The 23,880-nt window shown below is 38.3% G+C and carries 26 protein-coding genes; 12 read left to right on the forward strand and 14 right to left on the reverse strand.

Annotated elements, in window-relative coordinates:
• Positions 1-21: 21 nt before the first annotated feature.
• Positions 22-930 carry a cytidine deaminase gene (cdd, locus tag PVK70_RS03015; RefSeq protein WP_130047938.1) on the forward strand — a complete coding sequence of 303 codons (909 nt, stop codon included), beginning with the start codon at positions 22-24 and terminating at the stop codon, positions 928-930.
• Positions 931-1,037: 107 nt separating this feature from the next.
• Here the strand turns inward: cdd and PVK70_RS03020 are convergent, their stop codons facing one another.
• The 4 genes from PVK70_RS03020 to PVK70_RS03035 all read right to left on the reverse strand — a co-directional run bounded on the left by PVK70_RS03020 (position 1,038) and on the right by PVK70_RS03035 (position 3,966).
• A complete protein-coding gene (locus PVK70_RS03020) occupies positions 1,038-1,367 on the reverse strand; it encodes an amidase family protein (protein WP_242504773.1) in 330 nt (109 codons plus the stop codon).
• 241 nt (positions 1,368-1,608) lie between these two features.
• A complete protein-coding gene (locus tag PVK70_RS03025; RefSeq protein ID WP_165367212.1) occupies positions 1,609-2,346 on the reverse strand; it encodes an iron-containing redox enzyme family protein in 738 nt (245 codons plus the stop codon).
• Between the two features lie 151 nt (positions 2,347-2,497).
• A complete protein-coding gene (locus tag PVK70_RS03030; protein ID WP_130047937.1) occupies positions 2,498-3,082 on the reverse strand; it encodes a pyridoxamine 5'-phosphate oxidase family protein in 585 nt (194 codons plus the stop codon).
• Between the two features lie 5 nt (positions 3,083-3,087).
• On the reverse strand, positions 3,088-3,966 hold the full coding sequence (locus PVK70_RS03035; protein ID WP_105063250.1) for a fatty acid desaturase family protein: 879 nt from the start codon (positions 3,964-3,966) through the stop codon (positions 3,088-3,090).
• Positions 3,967-4,167: 201 nt separating this feature from the next.
• Here PVK70_RS03035 and PVK70_RS19085 point away from each other — a divergent pair, with 201 nt between their 5' ends.
• The 6 genes from PVK70_RS19085 (at position 4,168) to argC (ending at position 8,934) form a co-directional block, all read left to right on the forward strand.
• Positions 4,168-4,413 (forward strand): 2Fe-2S iron-sulfur cluster-binding protein, encoded by a 246-nt coding sequence (locus tag PVK70_RS19085; RefSeq protein WP_165370320.1) that lies wholly within the window; start codon positions 4,168-4,170, stop codon positions 4,411-4,413.
• Positions 4,414-4,500: 87 nt separating this feature from the next.
• Positions 4,501-5,217 (forward strand): 2OG-Fe dioxygenase family protein, encoded by a 717-nt coding sequence (locus PVK70_RS03040; RefSeq protein ID WP_105063248.1) that lies wholly within the window; start codon positions 4,501-4,503, stop codon positions 5,215-5,217.
• A 12-nt stretch (positions 5,218-5,229) separates the two neighbouring features.
• A complete protein-coding gene (locus tag PVK70_RS03045) occupies positions 5,230-5,778 on the forward strand; it encodes a GNAT family N-acetyltransferase (protein ID WP_105063247.1) in 549 nt (182 codons plus the stop codon).
• Between the two features lie 38 nt (positions 5,779-5,816).
• Positions 5,817-6,668 carry a ThiF family adenylyltransferase gene (locus PVK70_RS03050; protein WP_207216795.1) on the forward strand — a complete coding sequence of 284 codons (852 nt, stop codon included), beginning with the start codon at positions 5,817-5,819 and terminating at the stop codon, positions 6,666-6,668.
• 457 nt (positions 6,669-7,125) lie between these two features.
• Positions 7,126-7,941 carry a LysR family transcriptional regulator gene (locus PVK70_RS03055; RefSeq protein ID WP_130047936.1) on the forward strand — a complete coding sequence of 272 codons (816 nt, stop codon included), beginning with the start codon at positions 7,126-7,128 and terminating at the stop codon, positions 7,939-7,941.
• Between the two features lie 33 nt (positions 7,942-7,974).
• A complete protein-coding gene (gene argC / locus PVK70_RS03060) occupies positions 7,975-8,934 on the forward strand; it encodes an N-acetyl-gamma-glutamyl-phosphate reductase (RefSeq protein ID WP_105063245.1) in 960 nt (319 codons plus the stop codon).
• Positions 8,935-9,069: 135 nt separating this feature from the next.
• Here argC and PVK70_RS03065 read toward each other — a convergent pair whose 3' ends face one another.
• Both PVK70_RS03065 and PVK70_RS03070 read right to left on the reverse strand, forming a co-directional pair.
• Positions 9,070-9,543 (reverse strand): hypothetical protein, encoded by a 474-nt coding sequence (locus PVK70_RS03065; protein WP_130047935.1) that lies wholly within the window; start codon positions 9,541-9,543, stop codon positions 9,070-9,072.
• 541 nt (positions 9,544-10,084) lie between these two features.
• Complete coding sequence (locus tag PVK70_RS03070) at positions 10,085-10,951, reverse strand: amidase family protein (RefSeq protein WP_242504772.1); 867 nt, start codon at positions 10,949-10,951, stop codon at positions 10,085-10,087.
• Between the two features lie 232 nt (positions 10,952-11,183).
• Here PVK70_RS03070 and purT point away from each other — a divergent pair, with 232 nt between their 5' ends.
• Both purT and PVK70_RS03080 read left to right on the forward strand, forming a co-directional pair.
• The gene (purT, locus tag PVK70_RS03075; protein ID WP_130047934.1) at positions 11,184-12,359 is read left to right on the forward strand and encodes a formate-dependent phosphoribosylglycinamide formyltransferase; all 1,176 of its coding nucleotides are present in this window, start codon (positions 11,184-11,186) and stop codon (positions 12,357-12,359) included.
• A gap of 188 nt (positions 12,360-12,547) precedes the next feature.
• Positions 12,548-13,738, forward strand: coding sequence for an amino acid aminotransferase (locus PVK70_RS03080; protein WP_130047933.1), 1,191 nt, complete (start codon positions 12,548-12,550; stop codon positions 13,736-13,738).
• 63 nt (positions 13,739-13,801) lie between these two features.
• Here the strand turns inward: PVK70_RS03080 and PVK70_RS03085 are convergent, their stop codons facing one another.
• Together PVK70_RS03085 and cysB are read right to left on the reverse strand one after the other, a co-directional pair.
• On the reverse strand, positions 13,802-14,995 hold the full coding sequence (locus tag PVK70_RS03085; protein WP_130047932.1) for a methyltransferase: 1,194 nt from the start codon (positions 14,993-14,995) through the stop codon (positions 13,802-13,804).
• 32 nt (positions 14,996-15,027) lie between these two features.
• The gene (gene cysB / locus PVK70_RS03090) at positions 15,028-16,002 is read right to left on the reverse strand and encodes an HTH-type transcriptional regulator CysB (protein WP_130047931.1); all 975 of its coding nucleotides are present in this window, start codon (positions 16,000-16,002) and stop codon (positions 15,028-15,030) included.
• 286 nt (positions 16,003-16,288) lie between these two features.
• Here cysB and PVK70_RS03095 point away from each other — a divergent pair, with 286 nt between their 5' ends.
• Positions 16,289-17,053, forward strand: a complete 765-nt coding sequence (locus tag PVK70_RS03095; RefSeq protein ID WP_130047930.1) for a DNA repair protein — start codon at positions 16,289-16,291, stop codon at positions 17,051-17,053.
• A 79-nt stretch (positions 17,054-17,132) separates the two neighbouring features.
• Here PVK70_RS03095 and miaE read toward each other — a convergent pair whose 3' ends face one another.
• Complete coding sequence (gene miaE, locus PVK70_RS03100) at positions 17,133-17,897, reverse strand: tRNA isopentenyl-2-thiomethyl-A-37 hydroxylase MiaE (RefSeq protein ID WP_130047929.1); 765 nt, start codon at positions 17,895-17,897, stop codon at positions 17,133-17,135.
• A 227-nt stretch (positions 17,898-18,124) separates the two neighbouring features.
• Between miaE and PVK70_RS03105 the strand changes: the two genes are divergently transcribed.
• Positions 18,125-18,508 carry a hypothetical protein gene (locus tag PVK70_RS03105; RefSeq protein WP_130046241.1) on the forward strand — a complete coding sequence of 128 codons (384 nt, stop codon included), beginning with the start codon at positions 18,125-18,127 and terminating at the stop codon, positions 18,506-18,508.
• A 72-nt stretch (positions 18,509-18,580) separates the two neighbouring features.
• On the opposite strand, the gene PVK70_RS03110 is transcribed toward PVK70_RS03105, so the two are convergent.
• The 4 genes from PVK70_RS03110 to PVK70_RS03125 form a co-directional block, all read right to left on the reverse strand.
• Positions 18,581-18,964, reverse strand: a complete 384-nt coding sequence (locus PVK70_RS03110) for a transporter (RefSeq protein ID WP_130047928.1) — start codon at positions 18,962-18,964, stop codon at positions 18,581-18,583.
• A 252-nt stretch (positions 18,965-19,216) separates the two neighbouring features.
• Positions 19,217-20,899, reverse strand: coding sequence for a DUF342 domain-containing protein (locus PVK70_RS03115; protein WP_130047927.1), 1,683 nt, complete (start codon positions 20,897-20,899; stop codon positions 19,217-19,219).
• A 66-nt stretch (positions 20,900-20,965) separates the two neighbouring features.
• On the reverse strand, positions 20,966-21,253 hold the full coding sequence (locus PVK70_RS03120) for a glutaredoxin domain-containing protein (protein WP_130047926.1): 288 nt from the start codon (positions 21,251-21,253) through the stop codon (positions 20,966-20,968).
• Positions 21,254-21,273: 20 nt separating this feature from the next.
• Positions 21,274-22,020, reverse strand: a complete 747-nt coding sequence (locus tag PVK70_RS03125) for a YggN family protein (protein ID WP_130047925.1) — start codon at positions 22,018-22,020, stop codon at positions 21,274-21,276.
• A 174-nt stretch (positions 22,021-22,194) separates the two neighbouring features.
• Here PVK70_RS03125 and PVK70_RS03130 point away from each other — a divergent pair, with 174 nt between their 5' ends.
• On the forward strand, positions 22,195-23,298 hold the full coding sequence (locus PVK70_RS03130; protein ID WP_130047924.1) for a phosphoribosylaminoimidazolesuccinocarboxamide synthase: 1,104 nt from the start codon (positions 22,195-22,197) through the stop codon (positions 23,296-23,298).
• Between the two features lie 84 nt (positions 23,299-23,382).
• On the opposite strand, the gene PVK70_RS03135 is transcribed toward PVK70_RS03130, so the two are convergent.
• Positions 23,383-23,844, reverse strand: a complete 462-nt coding sequence (locus PVK70_RS03135; protein ID WP_130046235.1) for an outer membrane beta-barrel protein — start codon at positions 23,842-23,844, stop codon at positions 23,383-23,385.
• Positions 23,845-23,880 lie beyond the last annotated feature (36 nt).

The following is a 23,880-nucleotide window of genomic DNA, read 5'->3' on the forward strand; positions in this document are numbered from 1 at the left end:
AAATTAAAAAGGATCACACTGATGACCACTCTACACTCTACAACAGTACAACAACGCTTAGAAAATGCCCTTTCTGATCTGCCTGCAGATTTACAATCAGCGCTGTCTTCTTTCATTAACACCCAATTTAAAGGCATCATTACTAAAGCGCAGTTTCAAGGCCTACTTGCTGACAGCAAACTTAGTGACAAAGAATTACGTTTAGCCTTACTTCCTCTTGCCGCGGCTTTCTCTGTTGCCCCAATTTCTAATTTTTATGTTGGTGCGATTGTTCGTGGTAACTCAGGTGACCTTTATTTTGGTGCAAACATGGAGTTTAGTGGTGTTCAATTGGGCCAAACGGTTCATGCTGAGCAATCTGCGATTAGTCACGCTTGGATCAACGGTGAAACCGGAATATCTGACATTACTATCAATTTCAGTCCTTGTGGCCACTGTCGTCAATTCATGAACGAACTGACAACGGCTGATAGTTTAATGGTTCAACTGCCTGAGCGTGATGAGAAGTCATTGCAAGAGTATTTACCAGAATCATTTGGTCCTAAAGATCTGGGTATTGAAGGCGGTTTATTAGCGTCTGTATCGCATGATCTAACACTAAAGACGGATTCTGCTTTATTGATTAGTGCTGTAGAAGCAGCGAATCATAGCCATGCACCTTATTCACATAACATCAGTGGTATTGCGCTTGAAATGAAAAGCGGTCACATTTATCACGGCATGTACGCTGAGAATGCGGCGTTTAATCCAAGCTTACCTCCACTTCAAGTGGCCCTTATTCATGCCAATATGTCTCGTGAGTGTTTATCAGACATCACAACCGCAGCCTTGGTTGAAAACCATAAAGGCGCAATTAGCCACTTAGCAATAACTAAAAGTACATTAGAGGCGCTTAGCCCTGAAGTGACTTTAGAGTACGCTGCGATATAAGTGGATTAAGAGTCAATCAAAAAAAGAGGAGCTAATTTGCTCCTCTTTTTTTTAACTCAACAGCTCAACGGCCAGCTTTTCTCAAAGTACTTATCCAGAAAATAAGTCTATTGATTTTGTTTCCATCGGATCGCAGCATCAATCAATTGTCTATCCATACCCTTTTTACCCAGTAACGAGATCCCCCATGGTGAATCGTTCACCGAAAACCAAGGTAAATGTAGTTGAGGTAGATCAGCTAAGCTTGCTAATGAAGTGTATTTCAAAATGACTGAATTGAGCTTATATAATTGCTCATCTGACGCGGTTACTGGTGGTGCAATGTTTGTTGTAGTTGGCATTAACAACAAGGTTTTCTCATCCAACAGTGACTCTAAAACAGATTGAACAAGATCTCTCTGCTCTAATGCAATTGTAGGAGAGTAATAAAGAATCATACTAAGTATTGAAGATTCATACTGAGAAATAAAGTATCACACTAAAAGGGCAGCATTCGCATCCATATGCTGCCTTTTCAAGTATGAACATACCCCAATTTAGATTGATTCATTCAACAACCGCAGTAAAAAATCCCTTTCAAAGAATATACCGCAATATGATTGACTTGTCGGATTATGATGTATAATCGAAATGCAATTTAAGTACCTCATTTTCTCAACAAGGCACTCAGGTTATCTATTAGCAATTTTCGCGTACGATTTTATCAATATAGCGATAATACTCTTCTGCTACTCGAAAGCGGATGAGAACCCCGCGAGCCATCTCCTGACAGCAACGTTCACTTTGCTCCGCATATGGTAATAGAATATTGTTGAGCCATTCCTTACCATGAATTGCGTCAATATGAATATGCTCACGGTGATAAGCAATTGCTTCTTCTGGAAAGCCACATCTTTCCATGCCTTTAGTCACTGCTTTGAATCTAACGGGGGCTGAGCCTTCAATCAAACCAATCGCTCCAAATAACCGGGGAATGTATTTTCTTCTAAGCGCCCAAAACGTTACAAGGTTCCCGTTCATCAAGCACGGTGTCGGGATATTAGTTGGTAACGAAAGAGATACTTCGTCTAGTAGATTTCTACAATACCTAGATGACTCCGTGAACATTTCAGTATGAATTTTATCATAACTGCCATTTCCCATTTCATCCCAATAGTTCTCAGCAATTGTTAATTTTGAGCGATTATTGACACCTAATTGAGCCAAAGCCATCACATCATCAAAACTACCATCGACAAGCTCTTCCATACACACGTAAAACGCAATTGCTGAAGGAGACGCTTCGTTTCTTAGATACACCAAGAACTCTTTGATGTTTTCATTAAGTGTTAATAGCTTATCTGTATACCAACCTTTAAACTCTGTTGGATTAGATGGAAGAATTTCATTTACAATTGCATTTTCTTCAAACGACATCCATTCATCTTCTATTCGTCGTATTTCCCTAAGACTATCGATAGAGTCTGGAATTACGTTAAACCGCACAGGGTCGCCTAACGTTGACGAATAATAATCTTGTAAGACATACTGAGTAGAATTAAGTTTAAAATACGGTGTGTCCATTTTGTTATCTCTTCTTTACATAAGGAGCTAAATCGGGCTTAGATTTCCAATATGGCTCAGGGGGGGTATAGCCTTCAGTTGGGCTATATATTGAGTTTTCTTCAAATCGCATCGTGTCGATATGGCGTGGGCAGTTAGGGAAAATAAATTCAGCCTCAACAATGATCACGCTCTCCGCCTTAGGAAAGTGCTGTGTAATTTCTTTATCTGTAGAAATTCGTGCTCTTCCGTTAATGCGGATGCGACGCTTGTCTCCATTGAATTGGATAAAGAGCAACGCAACTTCGGGGTTCTCATCAATATTACCAAGTGTTTTGTACATTCCGTTTCCATCATAATTCGCAAACGCAAGCTCATTATCTGACATAACACGTACGAAACCCTCATTCCCACCTTTATAAGAGCACTCCAAGTTCCTGTCACCGCTCGAAGTTGCAATGAAAAAGAACAGCGATGAGTTCACTATTTGGGCTACATCATCGTTAAACTCAATCATTAACCTTGTGTCTTCAAGCTGCTTCGCTATACGCTCTGAACCATTCAGTTTTTGAATTCTTAATTGATTTTCTGAGTAAAAATTACGCATCATAAACCTTAGATAGACTCAAAGAAAAACTCCGAATATGAATGATTCGTATGCTGAATATCCTGATTTATTCTTCTATGGACAATTGATAATTTCTCAGGTCTAACAAGCGGATACATATGATGCTCTACATGGTAGTTATTCCCATTTGTGTACCAGACCATAAAGCTGCTAGCTCGGATTGAACGCGTATTTTCCAACACATTCTCACTTTCATTATTACAACCAAAGTGCTCTGGGAACTCAATTAGGGTATGTAGTGGTGAGGCTACTAAAAAGAGAGGTAACAACCAAGCTCCCAAATAAGTCAGCATTTCAAAATATGCAAGCCCTACAATTGCAACAATAATAATAACTAGCATCATGATGTACTCATTTCTAATCTGCTTGTTGGTTTTCTGGTCACAAAGATCGTTAATATCCTTACCAAGGAGTGCTTTAAATACACGTTTGAAGAATTCGATGTAATGAGTTATCAAGAAAAATGAAATTAGCTTTGTAAATATATTGCTACTTCCATCTAGAGTATTAAATTCGAAAAATTCAGTATCGTCTTTCGTCCCTACTTTTGCATGATGTATCAGATGACTCGCCTTGTAATTCGAATAGCTAACGAGCATTGGGGCACCTAATAGAAAACCAACTATACGATTTACGATGTTATTAGAAAAAGCTCCACCATGAAGAACTTGATGCTGAAGCTCGACTCCATGAGCAAATGCAACCCCCAATAAGATAAACCCTGCATAAAAGAAGTAGCCACCCATAAAATACATCCAGGCACCACCTAATATCATTGATGTATACAAAGTCATCTTAATTGTAAAAGAGGTATTACACGAGCCAGATATTGAAACTAAATAATCATTGTTGTTTTCGACTTTCATTTGCTTACTCCATTTTAAATATGCTTAATAATAGAGTGAAAATATAATGATATTAATCAAAAACACCTTGATGAGCATATAATATTTCTTGATGCAAAAATAACCAAACACTCCTTAATAATAATTAGATAGAAGAGTCTATACATCAGATTATTATTATAAATTGATATCGAGGTGTATATGGCAAATTTAGAGATAGACATGGAAAAAAATCAATTTCTTCATGAAATAGAAACAAAAGAGTCATCCAATATTCCTTATGGATGTCGAAAAGGAGTTTGTGGACAGTGTGTTGTAGAACTAAATGACCACCATAACGTTCTGAAACCAAAGACCGAAGACGAAAAAATAATTTTAAGTGTGATTGGAAGGAACAAAGAAAACCACAGGTTAGCTTGCACATGTGAGTCAATAAAGTCTGGGAAAATATTTATCGATTTAATCTGAATGTATTATTTGTAAGTAAATGATTGATTTTTATCACCGATAAGTAATATCAAATTCTAAACCATTAAAATAAAAGAGTGTATAGGTATGGAGAAAGCCAATAATGAAAATCAACTAATATTGTCCGAGGTAATAGATAATATTTGTATGGTTTCAAATATCAACGACTTCTTGGGTAAAGACGCTTTTAATTCAGAAGATTGGGATAATTTCAAGGATTCCTGGAATGAACTCGATCAAGATAATTATATGAATGATGATGGCAAATATCGCTTTAGAAATTTCTGTAAAGCTCGATACCTAAGGTCAGAAGATACTTTATGGATGAAGGAGTACGATCATTATTACCAACCAACAGCGGTGAATCCCCTAAATGGTGGTATAAAGCGATGGTTTTCTCCCATAAAAGGGGAGGTATTTCACAACTCTATACTGAATCAGCTTTTGAAAAAAATCGGATATGAGTTAAGCGAACTAACTAATCAGGATGTTTGGAATATAAATATCTACCAGAACAGAATCATTGCGGAACAGAACCAACAAGGAAAGCCTTCTCCGGAAGGTATTCACAATGATGGAGTTAAATATAGCACGCTTTTGATGATTAACCGTGAAAACGTATCGGGTGGTATAAATACCATTTTCGACCAGAATAAAACGCCCATTTTTGACCATACGCTGACAAAAGAGGGAGAGTGCATATTCTTCCAGGACACCTCTACTTATCATTTTGCTTCTCCAATAGTTCAAGTTGACCCAAATAAGTTGGGAATTAGAGATCTGCTTGTAGTCGAATTCTATTAGCGAGTGATTGATATGAACTCAAATGATCAGAAAACATCTTCGCGTGCGACCTTAAATTACAGGGGATTGAGAGTAAAAGACTCAGAAGCCATCGCAGATATAATGTCTAAACCGCAAGTATTTCATGGCCTATCATCTATGCCTTATACAAGTGAAATGGTGGTAAAGGACCTAATGGCCGATACTGAGCATAAACATTGGGTTATTGCAGAACTCAATGGCAAAGTTACGGGGTTCATCTATTTAACGTGGCCGAGCGGGCGGTGGCGAAGAGTTGCTTCTCTTGCAATGGGTGTTTCAGATGAAGCAACTGGACAAGGAATTGGCTTTAATCTTTTGAAAAAAGCGTTGCATACGGGATTTATGTACCTCGATTTTGAGCGTATAGAGTTAGTGGTTTACCAAGATAATGAGGCAGCAATAGCAATCTACAAAAAGATTGGCCTTGTAAACGAGGGAGCTAGAAAGGCTCAGGTCATTCGGGAAGGAATTTATTTTGATTCGTACTTAATGGGTATAACCAAGAGTGATTATTTATCCACACACAACAAAAATAAATAGCTACTGTCACGAAGAATACACTAATACATAATGGAATAATGATGAAAGACGAAAACAGAAAAGATGATTATGACCACTCACTACTATTTAGCCGTATGCTTGGGATCGTAAGTGAGGAGGAACTTAAAACACTAGAAGGTAAAAAAATTGCTGTACCTGGTGCTGGAGGAGTTGGATTTACCCATGCCGAAACGTTAGTCAGAATGGGGGTAGGTTCAGTTACCATAGCTGATTTTGACACATTTGGCCCAGAAAACATGAACCGTCAATTCGGTTGCACTATTAGTACATTAGGGCAAGAAAAAGCTGACGTTCTTAGTCGCCGATTACATGACATAAACCCAAACGTTGAGACAAAAATCTTGACTGCTATCTCTGAAGACACAATAGAAGAGTTCTTGGACGGTGTCGACTTAGTCTGTGACGCTCTTGACTACTTTGTTATAGAGCCAAGAATGCTCATGTATCGCAGAGCTAGAGAGCGAGGTATTCCAGTTATAATGTCCGGACCAGTTGGTTTTGGTGCATCGCTGCATTTATTCACTCCAGAAGCTATGCCATTCGAAACATTTTTTAATTTACAGAAAAACGATACCGAACAAGAGAAACTAGTTAAGTTTGGGAACGGTTTAACACCATCGTCACTTTATCTCAACTATCAAAAGTCTGCTAACCTCGATTTCGAAGCACACAAAGTTGCATCTCTCAGTTGTTCTTGCTTACTTGCAAGTACGCTAACTGGATCATCGAGTGTCTTACAATTACTTGGAAAGCAAAGTTTTAAGTCTGCTCCTTATTGTTACCAGCTTGACTTGCGCGCGTTTAAGTTCGAAGAAGTTCACTTAGAACATGGCGTCAAATCACTACCTGCCGTTGCCGAGCACGAATAACCACAAAATACATAAACATGCATCACCTCCCTCTTGTGCGATAGAGCCGTGATTAGATCGATGTTACCACTTTCCTATTTTTGAAGGTAACTCAATTTAACACAGCTCCTTTTAAATCAAAAGCCTACAAGGAAAAATAAACATAATATTAAAAAATCACTAAAAATATTCACAAAACGTATTACTTTTCTCATTTATTTGACATAATGCAACCAGTTTCTATTATAGAATAAGCTTTCACATTAAGGACATATAAATTCACCAGCGCAGAGAGTGGGAGTAATGGACAACTAACACATTAATCCAACCTTCATATAGGTTGTCGGTCTCTTGTAAACACAAATATCTCTTCAACGTCAGTGATATTGACCATGGTCCGGCTTTTAAAATGCATTAATACATAATAAATCAAACTGGGTGCTATATATGCACTCCAAGTTATAACGAGACTGGAACAATGCAAATCAATCAAATTAACGCTTTTCTGGCTATTGCGAAAACGGGAACTCTCGCAAGAGCGTCAGAACTCGTCCATGCAACACCTGCGGCTTTAAGTCAAAGAATAAAACAATTAGAAAGCAGACTAGGAACGGAAGTATTTGTTCGGACTAATCGAGGGATGCAATTATCACCCCAGGGGCTAAAGATATATGACCATGCTCATAGTATTTCTCAAGGAATGAAAGATTTAGTTGCTACCCTATCTGAAGTTGACGTCAATCAAGAAAGAGTCAACATAGCCGTTAGCAACGCATTTAACCCCATAAAACTGAGCAATCTAACCCTTTCAAATGAAATAGAGAATCATAAGGTCAACATCCGAAGAATGGGAGATGATTCTATGTTAGTAGCAATGAAGCATAGTCCAATAGATATTGGGATCGGCTTTTGCTCCCAACAAGACGATAGCATTAGGTCCGTCTATTTAGGTTGTATCAATTTTGTATTAGTAGAAAGTAAATCGGATCAGAACAACGGTAAGGTTACAAAAATTTTGCTACCGAATATTCCTCAGCTTATTGAGGGCTTACCGATCAAAACTCAATACCGCCTCTCTCATAACGATTGTTATCAGAGCTCGTTACTCTGCATAAAAAATAAAGGGTATTCAGCCATATTAGAAGAAAACTTCGCAAAAGATTGCATTGAGAATGACAGTAATCTTTGTGTAGTGGGTGAACATATAGAAGTTCCATTTCACCTCTATTTCACCGCAGAACGAAACAAACTAATTAATATCATCAAAGATGACTTAGTTGGCTATCTAATGTAACTAATTCTCAAAAATATAACAAAGGAAGACATAGTGAATAACATATTCATTGACGGACTAGCTGGTACTACTGGACTACAAATACATTCTCGTTTAAAAGATAGACGTGATGTCAATATTATCGAAATTGAAGCTAAGTACCGCAAAAACTTGTCAGCGCGTAAAGATATGATCAATAGCGCTGATGTAGTTATATTGTGCTTGCCTGATCAGGCGGCACGTGAATCGGTATCATTAATCTCTTCACCTAATGTTAGGGTACTTGATGCTAGTTCAGCTCACAGGGTTACTGACGGATGGACTTATGGTTTACCCGAACTATCTCAAAACCAAAGTACTCTCATTGAGAGTGCAAGCAGAGTATCAAACCCAGGCTGCTATCCAACTGGTGCCATACTTTTACTAAAGCCTCTCATAGAAGCAAAACTACTAGATGCTAACTACCCTTATGCTGTAAACGCGGTTTCAGGATATACCGGTGGGGGGCGGGAAGCTATTGCTAGGTTTGAGGACCCTAATCATAAGAGTCATATTTCAAGTCAGGTCAGACGTTATGCCTTGCACGATGAGCATAAGCATATCAAAGAAATACATAAATATTGCAATTTGGTTAATAAACCTGTTTTCACTCCTATGTACGGGAATTATCGCCAAGGCATTATCCTTCAAATACCAATCCAGTTAAATAGATGCTCTTCTCGTGCAAATGCTGAGCATTTGAGGCAAGAACTCAGAGAACACTATCATGATTCTCAGTTTATTAGTGTAGGGTCTTATTCTAGCATCATCGATGTTGATGGGCTTGAGCCAGATATTCATAACAATTCTAACAAAGTGACTCTTCATGTACTTGCCCCCAAAAATACAGATCATGTCGTCTTAACAGCGATATATGACAATTTGGGTAAAGGAGCCTCAGGAGCAGCGGTTCAAAACTTAGAAATAATGTTAGGACTCGATCCTAGTGATGGATCTGTAGCACCGTTAACTTAACAAGGCTCAATTAAGAGGTTTGATTTAATGTGTGTCTACTATTATATGCCTAACGTAAATCGCTGATGCGTTCGCAGGAAAGCCTCTTATGTGAAACTAACTAGGCTTAGTTTAGAGCAAAGAGGCTATCTTAACTTACTTTAACGTCCCACCTCGTTTGCTCACAATGCGTTCATCATTTTCGGTAACGTACACATCTTCATTTGGGTTATAAACTACGGAGTAATCGTGCAGGTATGGCGCGTGAACTATGATAGCTGGTTTAACGTATGCAACCATCTGTGTTTTCTCATTAACCCACTTCTGAGCTTGCTCAGGAGACGCTTTGATGTGAATTTTCGTGTTTCCAGTGTATTTAGGGTTTCTAGGTTCGTTCATACTAAATCTAAGCATTGAACTACTAGAAACATTCATTCTTGCTACGGAATCACGAATCGCTGTTGAACCCTTTTTATAGCGGCTTTGCTCTTCTGATAAAGCCAACCTAGGAAGTAGTTTTAGTGGCTTTGCATTATATGTGTAGAATTTTGGAATCGGATACCCGTCTGTACGGTAAAGTTTAGTATATGGCTGCAGACTAAAGTGATCGGTGCCATCAAATTCAGTCAAGCTTGTAACACCCGGTCCATGAGACTATTGGATGCCACATATACTGAAAATACATTAGCATCGGAATTGTAGTTTTGTAGCTGTAAAGTGAATGGAATTCGAAAGTAATGCTTGTTGCTAAGGTTGGTGATGATGTGCTCCAACATGACCTTTTGCTAGCCCTTGGATTTGTTCATTCGGAGCTCTGATTTAGAGCCGCTGCCTTGAGGTTTGAAAAGCTTGCGGCTAGATAAGTTTGAAAGACCGTTCGATATCGGTGGGTATGATGGATCTCACCACTCTCCCGATTTGATGTGGTTGGCTGAACATGGTTACGTCATCAAAGAACGCACGCCAACATGGATCAGACCACAGTATAAATATAAGCGATCAGAAAAAGGCACTGACTACGTTCTGAACAGCGAATAAAAGTATGAATCTTTATTACCTAATGTTTGCTCATTGGCTGTTCAATTATGTCGTTTAGTATGAAACTCTATTTTATGATCCTAATAGGCAGCCACAGATAATAATGGCTTCTATCGTTTTTGAGTATGGGACTTTATTCCTCTCTCACAGCAATTCTCTCATCTTTGTATTTTAATGTTGAGAGCCACTTCATTTGCATTTTAATTTCATTACTTAACACTGGATGATTACTTTCAATCCAAGGTTCAATATTACGTAAACCTCGAACGGTTGAGATCACCTTAAAGCTTTCTGCTGCTTTATTAGTAATGATTTTACTGATCGCTTTACTTCTTACCACATCGTATGGTGATGACGACAATAATTTCTCTAATTTATTTTTTGCTTCTTCAGGAACATCACTGAATAGACTGTCTAGCACCACAATTCGCTCAACGGTTACCAATGGTGACATGGGCGTTAATACGGTTGCTACTTTTCTAATATCTAATAAATTTCGAGCAACCCAACCTAATGCAGTCTCTTCTTGAGCGATAGAAAACACGCCGTCCATATTAATGGCGTTGACTGATGCTTTAAAGCCATATAAGCCAGCATATAGCGCTGGAATACGGATTCCACCATTTAAGTCTGTCCCTAAACCAAAGTCAGCAAAGCCATTAGCGACAGCTGCAACAGCACCACAAGAAGCTCCTCCTATGGATCGATTCGGGCTATTAGGATTTAAAATTGGATCGTAATGCGGGTTATTGCCATGTAGCCCAACCCCAAATTCATCGACTTGGGTTTTCCCAACAAATAGTGCTCCTTTTTGTAATATCAGATCAACTACTGGTGCATTTTCTTTTGCTTTTTTCTGTTGGGATAACCAAGTAGGGTTACCTAATCCATTTGGCGTATCTTTAATATTGATACAATCACTTACGACAAATTTTTTATTTTCTAAAGCGCCATAAAATGCACTTTGTTGTTGCTCTCCAGAGTGAGTTACGCAAGGCATCAAATTATCCATCATTTCATACAAGTACTTAATAACAAAGGAGCATACCTATCATTATAGTGATTACAAATAATCATATTCAGCAAACTTATCATTTAGTTAATAGTGTGATTAAGCTCTCATGAAGCTACAGATAGAAAGTGATGAAAAATAAAAGCAAACGTTTGCGTATTTGTCTAATTTTAGTATCATGCTCATATAACCACTCCCCACTATTACATGAGAATTAATTATGTTTGGTACTGCTCTATCCTCTTCTGCAACAAAAGTATTATTACTTGGTTCTGGTGAACTTGGCAAAGAAGTCGCTATTGAATGTCAACGCCTAGGTTTAGAAGTTATCGCTGTTGATCGCTACCTAAATGCGCCAGCGATGCAAGTCGCTCATCGTAGCTATGCTATTGATATGTTAGATGCAGACGCCCTTGAAGCTATTATTAAAAAAGAGCAGCCAGATTACGTCGTTCCTGAAATTGAGGCAATCGCAACCGATAAATTGGTAGAATTAGAAAAACAAGGACTTAATGTCGTTCCTACAGCGAATGCAACAAAACTTACAATGAACCGTGAAGGTATTCGTCGCTTAGCCGCTGAAGAATTAGGGCTACCTACTTCTCCATATCGCTTTGTAGATACCTACGAAGAGCTAGTCGAAGCGGTTAAATTTGTCGGTATGCCTTGCGTTATTAAACCAGTGATGAGCTCTTCAGGTAAAGGTCAGAGTGTGATTAAAACTGAAGCGGACATTAAAGCCTCTTGGGATTACGCTCAAGATGGCGGACGATCTGGTGCCGGTCGCGTGATTATTGAAGGGTTTGTGGATTTTGATTATGAGATTTCATTATTAACCGTTCGCGCTGTTGATGGCGTTCATTTCTGTGCGCCAATTGGCCATCGACAAGAAGATGGAGATTATCGTGAATCATGGCAGCCACAAGTGATGACAGAAGCTGCACTTAAACTGGCCCAAGGCGCTGCTGAAAAAGTCGTTAATGCCCTAGGTGGTTATGGCTTATTTGGTGTTGAGTTATTTATTAAAGGTGATCAAATTTACTTCAATGAAGTCTCTCCTCGCCCACACGACACAGGTTTAGTAACGCTAATATCTCAAGAAATGTCTGAATTTGCGCTTCATGTTCACGCCTTTACTGGCATGCCAATTAATCAAATTACTCAATATGGCCCTTCGGCATCATCTGTAATTCTTGGCCAAGGCTCTTCGGCTAATATTCGTTTTGATGGTTTAACTGACGCACTTTCTCAACCTCAAACTCAGATAAAGTTATTTGGTAAACCAGAGATTGATGGACGTCGACGTTTAGGTGTAGCAATGACTCGCCGTAACAATCTTGAAACCGCTATTGAGGATGCAGTAACGGCTTCAAATAAAGTACAAGTGATCTATTAAGTTAAAAATATGTATAACAGAATGGTTTCAAATACCGTTCTGTTGTACTTTTTTAACCTTCTTATTCTTTTTTTACTGTTAAATCCATTTAATTTGCTTTTTTCGTTACCTAACCGTTGCAAACTTACAGGATTAACAGGTATAAATAAGCTAACTCTTTTATTTTACTTACACCATGGATGATGACTATGTTTGAAAAAATCGCTGCCGCTCCTGCTGACCCAATTCTTGGCTTAACAGATGAATTTAAAAATGACCCTCGCGCTGAAAAAATCAACCTTGGTGTTGGTATTTACAAAAACGAAGCGGGTCAAACTCCTGTTTTAACTACGGTTAAAAAAGCAGAAGCAGTATTGCTTGATACAGAAAAAACAAAGTCATACCTAACCATTCAAGGTACCGCAGAGTACGGCCTTGCAGTACAAAAACTACTGTTTGGCTCTGATGCACAAGTGATCACTGAAAAACGTGCACAAACAGCTCAAGCGCCTGGTGGTACTGGTGCACTACGTGTAGCTGGTGAATTCATCAAACGTCAACTTGGCGATGTGAAAATTTGGATCAGTAACCCTACATGGGCAAACCACATTGGTGTATTTACTGCTGCAGGTATTGAAACAGCGCAATACACTTACTACAACGCAGAAACGAAATCTAAAGACTTCGCTGCAATGCTAACGGATTTACAACAAGCGGAAGCTGGTGATGTGGTTCTTCTACACGGCTGTTGTCATAACCCTACAGGTATCGACCCAACGGCTGATGAGTGGGAAGAGCTAGCTAAACTGTGTGCAAATAAAGGCCTACTTCCACTGTTTGATTTCGCATACCAAGGTTTTGCAAAAGGTGTTGAAGAAGATGCAGCTGGTTTACGTACTTTTGCTCAATACTGCCCAGAGCTGCTTGTAGCAAGTTCGTTCTCTAAGAACTTTGGTTTATATAACGAGCGTGTTGGTGCATTTACTCTTGTTGCTAAAGACGCGGCTGTTGCAGCTGACGCATTCTCTCAAGTTAAAGCAATCATCCGTTCCATCTACTCTAACCCACCAGCTCACGGTGCTGCTGTTGTTACGCATATTCTTAATGACGATGCGCTACGTGCAGAATGGGAGCAAGAAGTCGCCGAGATGCGTGACCGTATTCAAGAGATGCGTACTTTGTTTGTTACCACACTAAAAAAACAAGGTGTGAATGCAGACTTTAGCTTTATTGAACGTCAAAATGGTATGTTCTCTTTCTCTGGCCTTTCTAAAGAGCAAGTAAACCGCTTGAAAGATGAATTCGCCATTTACATCGTTGGTTCTGGCCGTATCAGTGTTGCTGGTATGACAAAAGACAATATGCTGCCTTTATGTAAAGGTATTGCAGCGGTTCTTTAAGAATCAAAAGTAATCGTAATACATAGCAAAGGCGCTTTAGTTAGCGCCTTTTTTATGTTTGTTTCACGCTTTCTTAGCCTGAATGACAATATTTCTTGGGGTATCTTCTTTTAAACAAAACTCCCCGATACGTGCCTCATACCCCGCCTCTTCTAGCAATAAGGCTCGATCCAAACATAACCATACTTCCAATGGACGTTTAAATACTTGCTGCACTAAATCGCATTTTTCCATCACCACAAACGCTTCTTTTCCTTTGTTTAACCAATAGAAAAAATCAATATCGTCAGGCAATTGCAGATTTTTATGCTCGCTAGCCCATTGGCAAAAAGCTTCAAAACCATCACTTAATAATGATTTTTTTATGCTTGGAACAGGGACATAGTTATCATTGCCAGTAACAAACTGCTGCAAGGCATTAAACCCTAATCGATATTGCATTTCTTGCTCTCGATGATGTTGTGTGCGTTTCCCTGCGGTTACTGTCTCTTGCAGTGGTAATCGTAAATCATCTTTAGATAAACGGATCTGTGTTTGTTTTGATAATGCAGACAGCCCTTCATAAACCGATGACTGAGTTAAATGAAAACAGCAAGGAGATAAAGTAATAGCATCTATCGACTTATCTATGCCCTTTTGGATTAGACTTACGTGAAGATCACCACAGGCATGCAACGCTATCGCATGTTGGTTAGCTCTAATCAGTTCAGATGCACTAGTTGCCAACGCATCACCTTGGATAAACGTCATGTCTAATTGATGTTTATCTGCATATTCTTGACCACTATGACACAAAGCATCTTGCCACTCTAATGTGGTTACTGGTTTACCTGATGCCACATTAAGCACCCGACCTAAATATCCTTTACCACCACACCACTCTAGCCACTGATCTTGAGGCTGTGAATATTGAATACCTAAAGCACTTAAATTGGTAATTTGTTGCCACTTACGGCCGTTAATTCCTGAATCTAATCCCTTTGGCATAACTAGCTTAGCCGCTTGTAGTTGCTCAAGCTGACTTAATTCATAAAGATCATGAACTTCTGGAATAAAAACTGAGAGTGCTTGCGTTAGTTTTTCAGGGACTCGCTTTAATTCCTGCACTTCAACCAGAGTTAATCCATCAAGCCAATGGCTTAAACTTTCATGCGTGGTTCGCCATGGATAATCTGAACTATGAAAAGCAGAAAATTGCCAAAAAAAGACCGTCTGCGATAACAAACGGTCTATATTTAAAAACTGCTGAGAATGCATTATATGCCCCTGAGAATAATATCAGGGCGATCTTAACGGACAGGAAGGTTTATGTCTTTAAACATCTCTTCGATTTCATGATTATTTTTAAGCATGGTCGCTTGCTCTACTATTGGGCGAGTTAAATGGGGTGCAAAGCGCTCCATAAAATCAAACATATAGCTTTTTAAGAATGAGCCTCGTTTAAAGCCAATCGTTGTAGTACTTGCATCAAAGATATGACTGGCATCTAAAGCAACAAGATCCGTGTCTCTCTCTTGGTCCATAGCCATACTCGCAATCACACCAACACCAATACCCAAACGCACGTAAGTTTTAATGACATCGGCGTCTGTTGCAGTAAAGACTATTTTAGGCTTTAAGCCTGCTTTATTAAAGGCACTGTCTAATGCTGAGCGGCCAGTAAAACCAAAGACGTAAGTCACAAGATCATACGCGGCTAAATCCTCAATGGTGATATTCGATTTCTGTGCTAATGGATGATCTTTGGTGACTACAATCGAACGGTTCCAGTGATAGCAAGGCAGCATAATCGCATCTTGGTATAAATGAAGCGCTTCGGTAGCAATAGCAAAATCTGCCGTTCCTTTAGCAATAGCGTCGGACATTTGTGCCGGCGTGCCTTGATGCATATGTAAAGACACATCAGGATAGCGCGTTTTAAATCCTTTTATCACATCAGGCAATGCGTAACGAGCTTGAGTATGGGTTGTAGTGATATTAAGCGTGCCTTTTTCAGGATGAGTATGCTCTCCTGCAACCGATTTAATGCTTTCGACACGAGAAAGGATTTCACGCGAGATTTTAATAATCTCTTCACCTGATGGGGTGACTCTTGTTAAATGTTTACCGCTTCGCTCAAAGATCTGAACACCTAGCTCATCTTCTAATAAACGCACTTGTTTACTGATCCCTGGTTGAGAGGTATAAAGCGACTCTGCCGTTGAGGAGACATTCAAACTGTGGTTTACCACTTCAACAATATATCTTAACTGTTGTAATTTCATTTTATTTACCTGTAATCCTTTACATCAAATTTTAATTTACTTATAAGTTACAGTTATATACTCATTCCTTTCCATTTTCAAAGCCTTAACGCCATATTTAATGAATTGTATATTTTTAACCCGAATAAATTAAAGAAATGTGAACAACTGTCGATAAGTATCATTAAGTTCTAGTAATATACCCTTTCTTTCGGGTAATTTACGCAGCACTTTAAGCCCTTGCTATTCATTTAGTTTACAAGGTGTTACACTAGAAATTATTACTATTGGACGTATGATATAAAATATGAATATTGCTCTCATTATCGGACTTTTTGCGATTTTACTTACCTTGATTATTGGCTATAACGTCATTGTTCAATATAGAACGAAGATTGAATCAGCCAAAAAGCAAGAATCGGCAAAACATATGGTTATCATTGATTCAACAGAAGAATTGATTGGAAATGCTCATCACCTTCCTTACAGCAAAGAGTTGCTAGTATGTTTGAACCAACGAATTCTTGATGCATTGCGTTCTATCTATGAACTCGAACCAAACGATCGTTCATACAGTTCTCGTATTGAAAATATGGAACAACAGCTTCAGCAATTAAAAACAAACTATACTGGTGGTGATAGTACTAACTTCAAAGTACCAAGTAATGATAAACAAGCACTTGTTATGCTTAAGTTAGTAAAACGCCTACGTGATACATTACGCGCTGAACATAAAAAAGGTCGAGTTAACACTCAAGTTTTTGTGGCTGAAAATGCACGTCTTGAATCAATGCAGATCCGCATTAATATTGAAAACGTAGTGAAGCGTGCTAAAGAAGCAACGCAACGCGGACAAGCAGGTACTGCTCGTCAATTACTTAAAAAAGGTATTGATGCCCTATCTAGTAAAAACGATGGTTACTCAAACAAAGCACGAACTCAACTGCAAGATATGCTTGATGAGTTAAACAATAAGACCAAAAAGAAACAAGACCAAGAATTACAAGATAAATTAGATAAAAACAAAGATGATGACATCGATGTGTTATTCCAACCTAAGAAGAAATGGTAATCTAATTTTTCCTCTTTCCTAAAATAAAAAAAGATCGCACAAAGCGATCTTTTTTTATATTTCAACAATATGAAACGCTTTAGTCTTTTACCGGTACACCGCTGTGAAATTTAAAATCAGCATCTGGAGACTGGATAAGATCTGCTTCTATCTTCGCAAAATGAGCCACACGCTCACTTACCTCACCACCAGCGACTTGCTCTGCTAATGTAAGGTAATCTTGGTAATGACGCGATTCAGAACGCAATAAAGAAATATAAAACTTTGCTAAATCTTCATCTAAGTATGGTGCTAACTTTGCAAATCGCTCACAAGAACGAGCTTCAATAAATGCACCAATGATGAGTTTATCAATTAATGTGCATGGCTCATGTGTGATGATATTGGTAAATAGGCCTTTTGCGTAACGACCTGCCCTAATGTTTTGATATGGAATATCACGCTGATCCATTATCTCAAGTACTTGATAAAAGTGATGCAGCTCTTCTTTGATCAGCAACACCATTTTATCAATCAAATCTTGGCTGTATGGCGAATCTTTACGAGCCGTGATTTTTTTAGAGATATTACTTTTCCCTTTTAATGTCTCTAAACTACCGGTTTTTTTATACGCGAAATCTTCATAAGGCTTAAACCAATCAAGTAAGATATTGGTACTCTCTGCATCCACTGCGTATTTACGAATCAAATACAACGCACTTTGCGCTGCTTTCAATTCGCACATCAAATGATCTCGTAATATTACTGATAGATTCTCTGGCTTTTTGGCTTCTTCAATCCACTCATCAGGGGTTTCGCACTGTAAAAATGAGTAGATTGGCTCTAATAATGATTTATCGTACATATCGCTTTTGATTTGAAAATTCTGTTTTCCATTATATCAAACCTCCAGCAAAGCTGTTTATTCTTAATCAATTTTATCTAATAAGCATTAATTTCAGATAGTTAGAATGATGCATCTAAAATTAAAGAGTGCTTTATACTATATATAAAATAAAAAATAGCTTGATCGGTAATTAAAATAAAAGTACTGTATAAATACACACTGTATGAATGAACAGGTATTTTATTATGAACAGAGCAATATCATTAACTACGTACTCAAACTCATTTAATCACGCAATCTCTCAGCATATTACTAGTGCTGCAAGCTTAGTGAACGCACAGTGTGAATCTCACTTCATACAGATCTTAAAAAGTTTATCGAAACAAAATAAGTGGATTTTTATTACTGCCAATACTTCTATACCAAGTACTGACGTTTTGCTCGCTCATGGGGTTGAGTTAAATCGATTGGTGAGATTAAAGCCATCTCACCATTTATCTGAAAGTGAAACGATTGAAAAAGCAAAACAGTTTGGTACTGCAAGCGCGATTATCTGCAACTCTAATTGCTACTATTTTTCTGACTCTCAATGGTTAACACTAAATCGTAAATTAACGGTTATCCACTAAAGGATATAGGTCATTAGGTCATTAGGTCATGCAATTCATGCTGTTTTTGGGCACGAATGGTACGACTCTTACTTACGATTGCTTGAGCAAGTGAACATAAAGAAGATCAAATTCAGCATTTGATTGAGATATTTCAGTATGAGTATTATCTAGAATATATCGAACTTGCTCATCATCGAGTATATAAGGCAGTTTTACCTGTAAATCAGTAATACCTTCAATGCGAGCTAAACGGATAAGACGAATAATATTTGACTCATCATTAATATGTGACGAAAGGACTTGCAGCGCTTCTAAGCGTAGTCTTTCTTGTGTTGGGGGTTTATCATGAACAGATGCATTCCACACGGTTCCAAAGGTTGGGATCATGCTTTTCAGTGCTTGTGAAAATGTCCATTTTTGTTTGCTTGAGTTAATTAAAAACGAACTGTAATCAAACTCGATCATATTAGCCATATTTGCCTCGATATTCCCACATCTACTTTCAACATCCTATTGAACAGCACAAATGTTTCATTTATGGCTATAAGTATCCTCAATATTAGAATCGTCGCAAGTTTTAAAATGGATGCAGATCACACTTAATAATTCTTAGCTCTTAACCTTATCATCGTACTAACAGACTGTTTACACTCATACATTTTGGCAACAAAAAACCGCTACAATGAGCGGTTTAAGTGGACTTAACTAAGGTGTGTTACCTAAGTATTAATCTGCAATCAAATTGGTATTTTTTGAGATGATTGGGTCAATTTTTATTTCATATTCATTGAAGTATATCTTACACGGGCTATGTTCACGTTTTGTTGTTACTTGCTCATCAGAGTATTGAATCGTGACTTTTGGATAAACTCTCTCAGTCACTTTAACTACGTTTTCTGTTAGTTGTTTTCTTAGCTCTTCTTCAGCAGATTGGAATCGATTCATTGAAAGTGCAATCTCTTTATTCGAGTCTTCTTTCATAGTTTGAACACGTTCAATTTGTTCTGGCGTTCGTTCAGATTTTGGGATTTTTGCTAAGTCCATTTCAGCTCGAACCACTTTCATTGTGTTCTCTTGAGCAGCTTTATATTTTGCATTCAGATCAGCAATGTTTTCTTTATACTTATCGAAGCGTGTAAAGGCTTTGACTAAGGTTTCTGTACCTGCTGTTGCACCTAAATTCACCGTTGTAATGGTTGAGCCTGCGTATACTTCCCCGCCAACAATCGAACCATTTCGACCTGATTTGTCCATAACCGTAACGGAACTTTTACTCTTAACAAAGCTCTGAATGGAATGTAGACCTAACTCAATATCACCTGACGCTTGCAGGTTAGCTGACTGCACAAATTTTGAGGTAATTTTACCACCTGCTTTAACAAAACAGGTATGTTCTTCACCATCTTCTACTTGGTGACCAATGATGCCTTTCATGGCAATTACATCACCATGCGCTTGTACATCAGCTGATTCAATAAAGCCACCGACAGTGACGCTGCCAGTTGCTTTTACGATCATGTCTGCGGCAATATCGCCACTAACAATAACACTGCCTTTAAATTTCACATGGCCGGTTGAGATATCGACATTATTTAAACACAGTACATTATCAACATCTGCCCCATCTTGGTTAATCCAAGGCATGCCTGATGTTTCTGCTATCACTAACTCAGGATCATCTGGAGAAATAGTTGCGCCTTTACCAGCACGAAGCTTTGTATTTTTACCAGGCGTAGCAGGGATCACTTCACCTGTAACAGTAAAACCATCAGTGCCTGTTGTTGGAGGGATACGACGAATTAACTCATCACCTTCAACGACCGTGATCGTTTCACCCAAATCTCGCATATCGACTTTATCTTCTTCCCCTTCTTTTTCCTGAGGCTTTAATGCTTGCTCACGAAAATCTTCAACAAGAGGAACAAAGCTTGCGTTTACACCATCAATTGGCTCTTTACCTTTAGCAACAACAAGAGAAACTTTCTCACCTGCTGTTAGGTTACGGCTCAAAAACATAACTTTCTTTAGTGCATTCTTACTAATACCACGAGTGACTTCCATGTTTGTAAGTGCTGAGATGATATCGCTACTTTGAATATCACGCCCACCGTAAGCACCAATTACTGCCATCGTTGCTTTCATATCACGCTCTTCTAACGCAAGAAATACTTCCGCATCACGGCGCTCGGCAACTTGACGGTTTTGATGATTAGTGATCATTCCACTTTTCATATCATGAATAATTGAGGTAATGCTCTTCTCATCAAAAAAGAAGCCTGTTGCACCTATCTCTTCTAATGAATCTTTAAACCCTTTTAGAGTCGGTTCAGCATCCGGCTGAAAATTTTCAGGAAAACGCAAAACAACTGCATTATTATCCTGTATTAACGTTAGAAGAGAATCCCACATATCCATCACTCATAGTATTTATTACGCTTATAATTTTGACGTAAATATTAATTAGTTAACTGTATTCTACAGTTCAAAAGCATCGAGATCCATGTCAGTCTCTTGACGCTCATAAAACGCCACTAAATCGTCATGTCCACCGATGTATTTCCCATCCAAGTAAATTTGAGGGACGGTATTTACCGCAATCCCTTCTTTCTCTTGAATTAATGACACCATTTCATCTTTGCTTAAATCAACATCTAAGGTTAATACCTTATAAGCTATATTCTTATCGTCAAAGATCGCTTTGGCTTTAACGCAAAATGGACATACCGTTTTAGAAAATATAATGGTTTGAGTTGTATCGATCATTTTTTGTCTCTTTTTTTAAATTAAATGGTAAAAACTGGGTATGGTTGCAGTTCAGGGATCAATTGATGCAGCGTTTTTTCTTCTTCCGCTATCTCTTTTGCTGAATCACAGAGTTCTTGAGCGTCTTCTTTTATTTCTTTACTATGTTCACTCATTTTGGCTTTAATTGAAGTTTGAACCTCAGAAAATTGCTGCTGTAACTCCGAAAAGTTAAGTTCACCATTTTGCATTTTGTCAGACAGTGAATTAAATACGCTAGCAAATAGCTCTTTATCCAAGCTTTGAATCATCACTTCGAAATCACTTTTCCATGTTGTATCGACTTCTTTAAAAAAGTCATGCTCAAGCACTAAGTCTTTTCCTTTGTAAAATTTTTGCTTTGCTGTTACACCATATTCATCAATTTTGTTCTTAACTGAATCAAAAGAGCCTTCAGCATCAAATGAGTTCTCTATTTCGTTCACAAAATCGTTGGCAGCGGCGATACCTTTATCAGCAAAATCAATCACTGAAGGCATATAACTAGCCACTTGTTGTTGATATTTTTCAATGGCTAATTTCTGCTCTTGTGTTAAGTCAAGTTCGTCACCATTAACAAAGACACGGCCGTTTTGGTCAATTCTCAATTTATCTTGAGCTTTATCTACTTTTACTTCACCTGTTGGCGTTAGTAGCAGATCATTTTCTACTGTCACTGGACACATAGCCGCCCAAGTATTACTTGTTACAACTAACATACCTAAAGCAATGATTTTTTTACTTAGCATAAGCGCCCTATTGATTGATTTTTTCCTTTCGCTGAGTGTAACTGATCGACACTCATTAGCTCAACTCGGATTTTTAATACAAAAAATAGCAAACGTTTGCTTTTATTCTGGTAGTCATAAATAGTTCTGGTATGATGCTCCCTGTATTTAAATCGTTTATATAGGAATTCTATAATGAGTCTTTCCGAACAAGTACTTGCTATTAATGATGATCTGCCGATCCGCACTGATAAACCAGTACACAGTGGTAAAGTACGCTCTGTATATTGGTTAACAGAAGAAGACAGTCGTCGCCTTATTAAAGAAAAAGGCTACAACGTTGCCGCAGATGCACCTCTTGCCATCATGGTTATCAGTGACCGTATTTCAGCATTCGATTGTATTTGGCACGGCGAAGGTGGACTTAAAGGAATTCCTGGTAAAGGCGCTGCATTAAATGCTATCTCTAACCATTGGTTCCAATTATTTAAAGATAACGGGCTTGCTGATAGCCATATTCTTGATATTCCTCATCCATTTGTGTGGATAGTGCAAAAAGCTAAGCCTGTTATGATTGAAGCGATTTGTCGCCAATATATTACTGGGTCAATGTGGCGTGCATATACAAATGGTGAGCGTGAATTCTGTGGTATTCAAATTCCTGAGCGTTTAGAAAAAGACGAACAATTACCTGAATTGCTACTAACACCATCAACCAAAGGTGTTTTAAAAGGCATTGATGGCGTACCGGAAGTTGATGATGTAAATATCACTCGTAAAAACATCGAAGATAACTACGCTAAGTTTAATTTTTCTTGCGAAGAAGACATCGCATTATATGAGAAATTATTAAAAGAAGGCTTTGCCGTTATTTCAAAAGCATTAAACAAAATCGACCAAATCTTTGTCGATACTAAATTTGAATTTGGTTACGTTAACGATGCTGAAGGTAATGAAAAACTGATTTATATGGATGAAGTAGGTACGCCTGATTCTTCTCGTATTTGGGATAAAAACGCCTATCGCTCAGGGCACATTATCGAAAACTCGAAAGAAGGCTTCCGTCAGTTTTTATTAAATCATTTTGATGAGCCTGATATCTTATTAAATAAGAATCGTATGGATGAACGCTCAGCATTAGCTCAAGATAATGCGCTTCCGCTAGAGGCAATGATGGAGCTATCAAAAACGTATTTGGATATAGCCGCTAAAATCACTGGCGCTCCAATTTCGCTTAGTGATAATCCAAAAGCCGAAATTATCAAGGTACTGAAAGAAGAGTATCAATTAGTTGATTAACTTTTAGTTTCTCTATCTTATGAATAAAAAATGGCGACCGCATTGGTCGCCATTTTTGTATTTATTGTTCTAATAATCAGATGATTATAGGAAGTGCACTGTTAGGTTAACAGATGCGAAATCGATGTTTTCATTGCCAACCGTAAAGTTGTTGTAACCTGCACCAACAGTAAACATTGGTAAGATGTTGTATTCAATACCTAAACCAAAGAATGGATCAACGCCGTCATCGTTATAGCCACCAGACATATCCCAGCTATGCAGACCCGCTTTACCATAAACGTGTAATGGACCAAAGTCGATGCTTGGTTTAACTGCAAAGTTTACAGAAGTTACGTCTACGTTGTGGTAAGAACCTAGGTTCCAAGCACCCATTTCTAAACCAATGAAAGGAAGAATACCAGTACCAATATGTGCACCGTATACCGTTGAGCTATCACCAGCATAATCAGCAGAACCAGCTTGTAGGCCACCGTAAATTAGAGAATCCGCAGCAGCAGTTACTGATACGCTTGCTAAAGCTAACGCTAAAAGTGTCTTTTTCATTTTCAATCCTATTTTTCAAAAAGGGAGCGGCAATCT

The organism is Aliivibrio sp. A6, from assembly GCF_028765505.1.
GTDB classification, from domain to species: Bacteria; Pseudomonadota; Gammaproteobacteria; order Enterobacterales; family Vibrionaceae; genus Aliivibrio; species Aliivibrio finisterrensis_A.

Excerpts from the sequence above, each read along its gene's own strand:
- cdd (WP_130047938.1), top strand. The coding sequence starts at position 22 with ATGACCACTCTACACTCTACAACAGTACAACAACGCTTAGAAAATGCC.
- PVK70_RS03020 (WP_242504773.1), bottom strand. The coding sequence starts at position 1,367 with ATGATTCTTTATTACTCTCCTACAATTGCATTAGAGCAGAGAGATCTT.
- PVK70_RS03025 (WP_165367212.1), bottom strand. The coding sequence starts at position 2,346 with ATGTCGTTTGAAGAAAATGCAATTGTAAATGAAATTCTTCCATCTAAT.
- PVK70_RS03030 (WP_130047937.1), bottom strand. The coding sequence starts at position 3,082 with ATGATGCGTAATTTTTACTCAGAAAATCAATTAAGAATTCAAAAACTG.
- PVK70_RS03035 (WP_105063250.1), bottom strand. The coding sequence starts at position 3,966 with ATGAAAGTCGAAAACAACAATGATTATTTAGTTTCAATATCTGGCTCG.
- PVK70_RS19085 (WP_165370320.1), top strand. The coding sequence starts at position 4,168 with ATGGAAAAAAATCAATTTCTTCATGAAATAGAAACAAAAGAGTCATCC.
- PVK70_RS03040 (WP_105063248.1), top strand. The coding sequence starts at position 4,501 with ATGGAGAAAGCCAATAATGAAAATCAACTAATATTGTCCGAGGTAATA.
- PVK70_RS03045 (WP_105063247.1), top strand. The coding sequence starts at position 5,230 with ATGAACTCAAATGATCAGAAAACATCTTCGCGTGCGACCTTAAATTAC.
- PVK70_RS03050 (WP_207216795.1), top strand. The coding sequence starts at position 5,817 with ATGATGAAAGACGAAAACAGAAAAGATGATTATGACCACTCACTACTA.
- PVK70_RS03055 (WP_130047936.1), top strand. The coding sequence starts at position 7,126 with ATGCAAATCAATCAAATTAACGCTTTTCTGGCTATTGCGAAAACGGGA.
- PVK70_RS03070 (WP_242504772.1), bottom strand. The coding sequence starts at position 10,951 with ATGCCTTGCGTAACTCACTCTGGAGAGCAACAACAAAGTGCATTTTAT.
- purT (WP_130047934.1), top strand. The coding sequence starts at position 11,184 with ATGTTTGGTACTGCTCTATCCTCTTCTGCAACAAAAGTATTATTACTT.
- PVK70_RS03080 (WP_130047933.1), top strand. The coding sequence starts at position 12,548 with ATGTTTGAAAAAATCGCTGCCGCTCCTGCTGACCCAATTCTTGGCTTA.
- PVK70_RS03085 (WP_130047932.1), bottom strand. The coding sequence starts at position 14,995 with ATGCATTCTCAGCAGTTTTTAAATATAGACCGTTTGTTATCGCAGACG.
- cysB (WP_130047931.1), bottom strand. The coding sequence starts at position 16,002 with ATGAAATTACAACAGTTAAGATATATTGTTGAAGTGGTAAACCACAGT.
- PVK70_RS03095 (WP_130047930.1), top strand. The coding sequence starts at position 16,289 with ATGAATATTGCTCTCATTATCGGACTTTTTGCGATTTTACTTACCTTG.
- miaE (WP_130047929.1), bottom strand. The coding sequence starts at position 17,897 with ATGTACGATAAATCATTATTAGAGCCAATCTACTCATTTTTACAGTGC.
- PVK70_RS03105 (WP_130046241.1), top strand. The coding sequence starts at position 18,125 with ATGAACAGAGCAATATCATTAACTACGTACTCAAACTCATTTAATCAC.
- PVK70_RS03110 (WP_130047928.1), bottom strand. The coding sequence starts at position 18,964 with ATGGCTAATATGATCGAGTTTGATTACAGTTCGTTTTTAATTAACTCA.
- PVK70_RS03115 (WP_130047927.1), bottom strand. The coding sequence starts at position 20,899 with ATGTGGGATTCTCTTCTAACGTTAATACAGGATAATAATGCAGTTGTT.
- PVK70_RS03120 (WP_130047926.1), bottom strand. The coding sequence starts at position 21,253 with ATGATCGATACAACTCAAACCATTATATTTTCTAAAACGGTATGTCCA.
- PVK70_RS03125 (WP_130047925.1), bottom strand. The coding sequence starts at position 22,020 with ATGCTAAGTAAAAAAATCATTGCTTTAGGTATGTTAGTTGTAACAAGT.
- PVK70_RS03130 (WP_130047924.1), top strand. The coding sequence starts at position 22,195 with ATGAGTCTTTCCGAACAAGTACTTGCTATTAATGATGATCTGCCGATC.
- PVK70_RS03135 (WP_130046235.1), bottom strand. The coding sequence starts at position 23,844 with ATGAAAAAGACACTTTTAGCGTTAGCTTTAGCAAGCGTATCAGTAACT.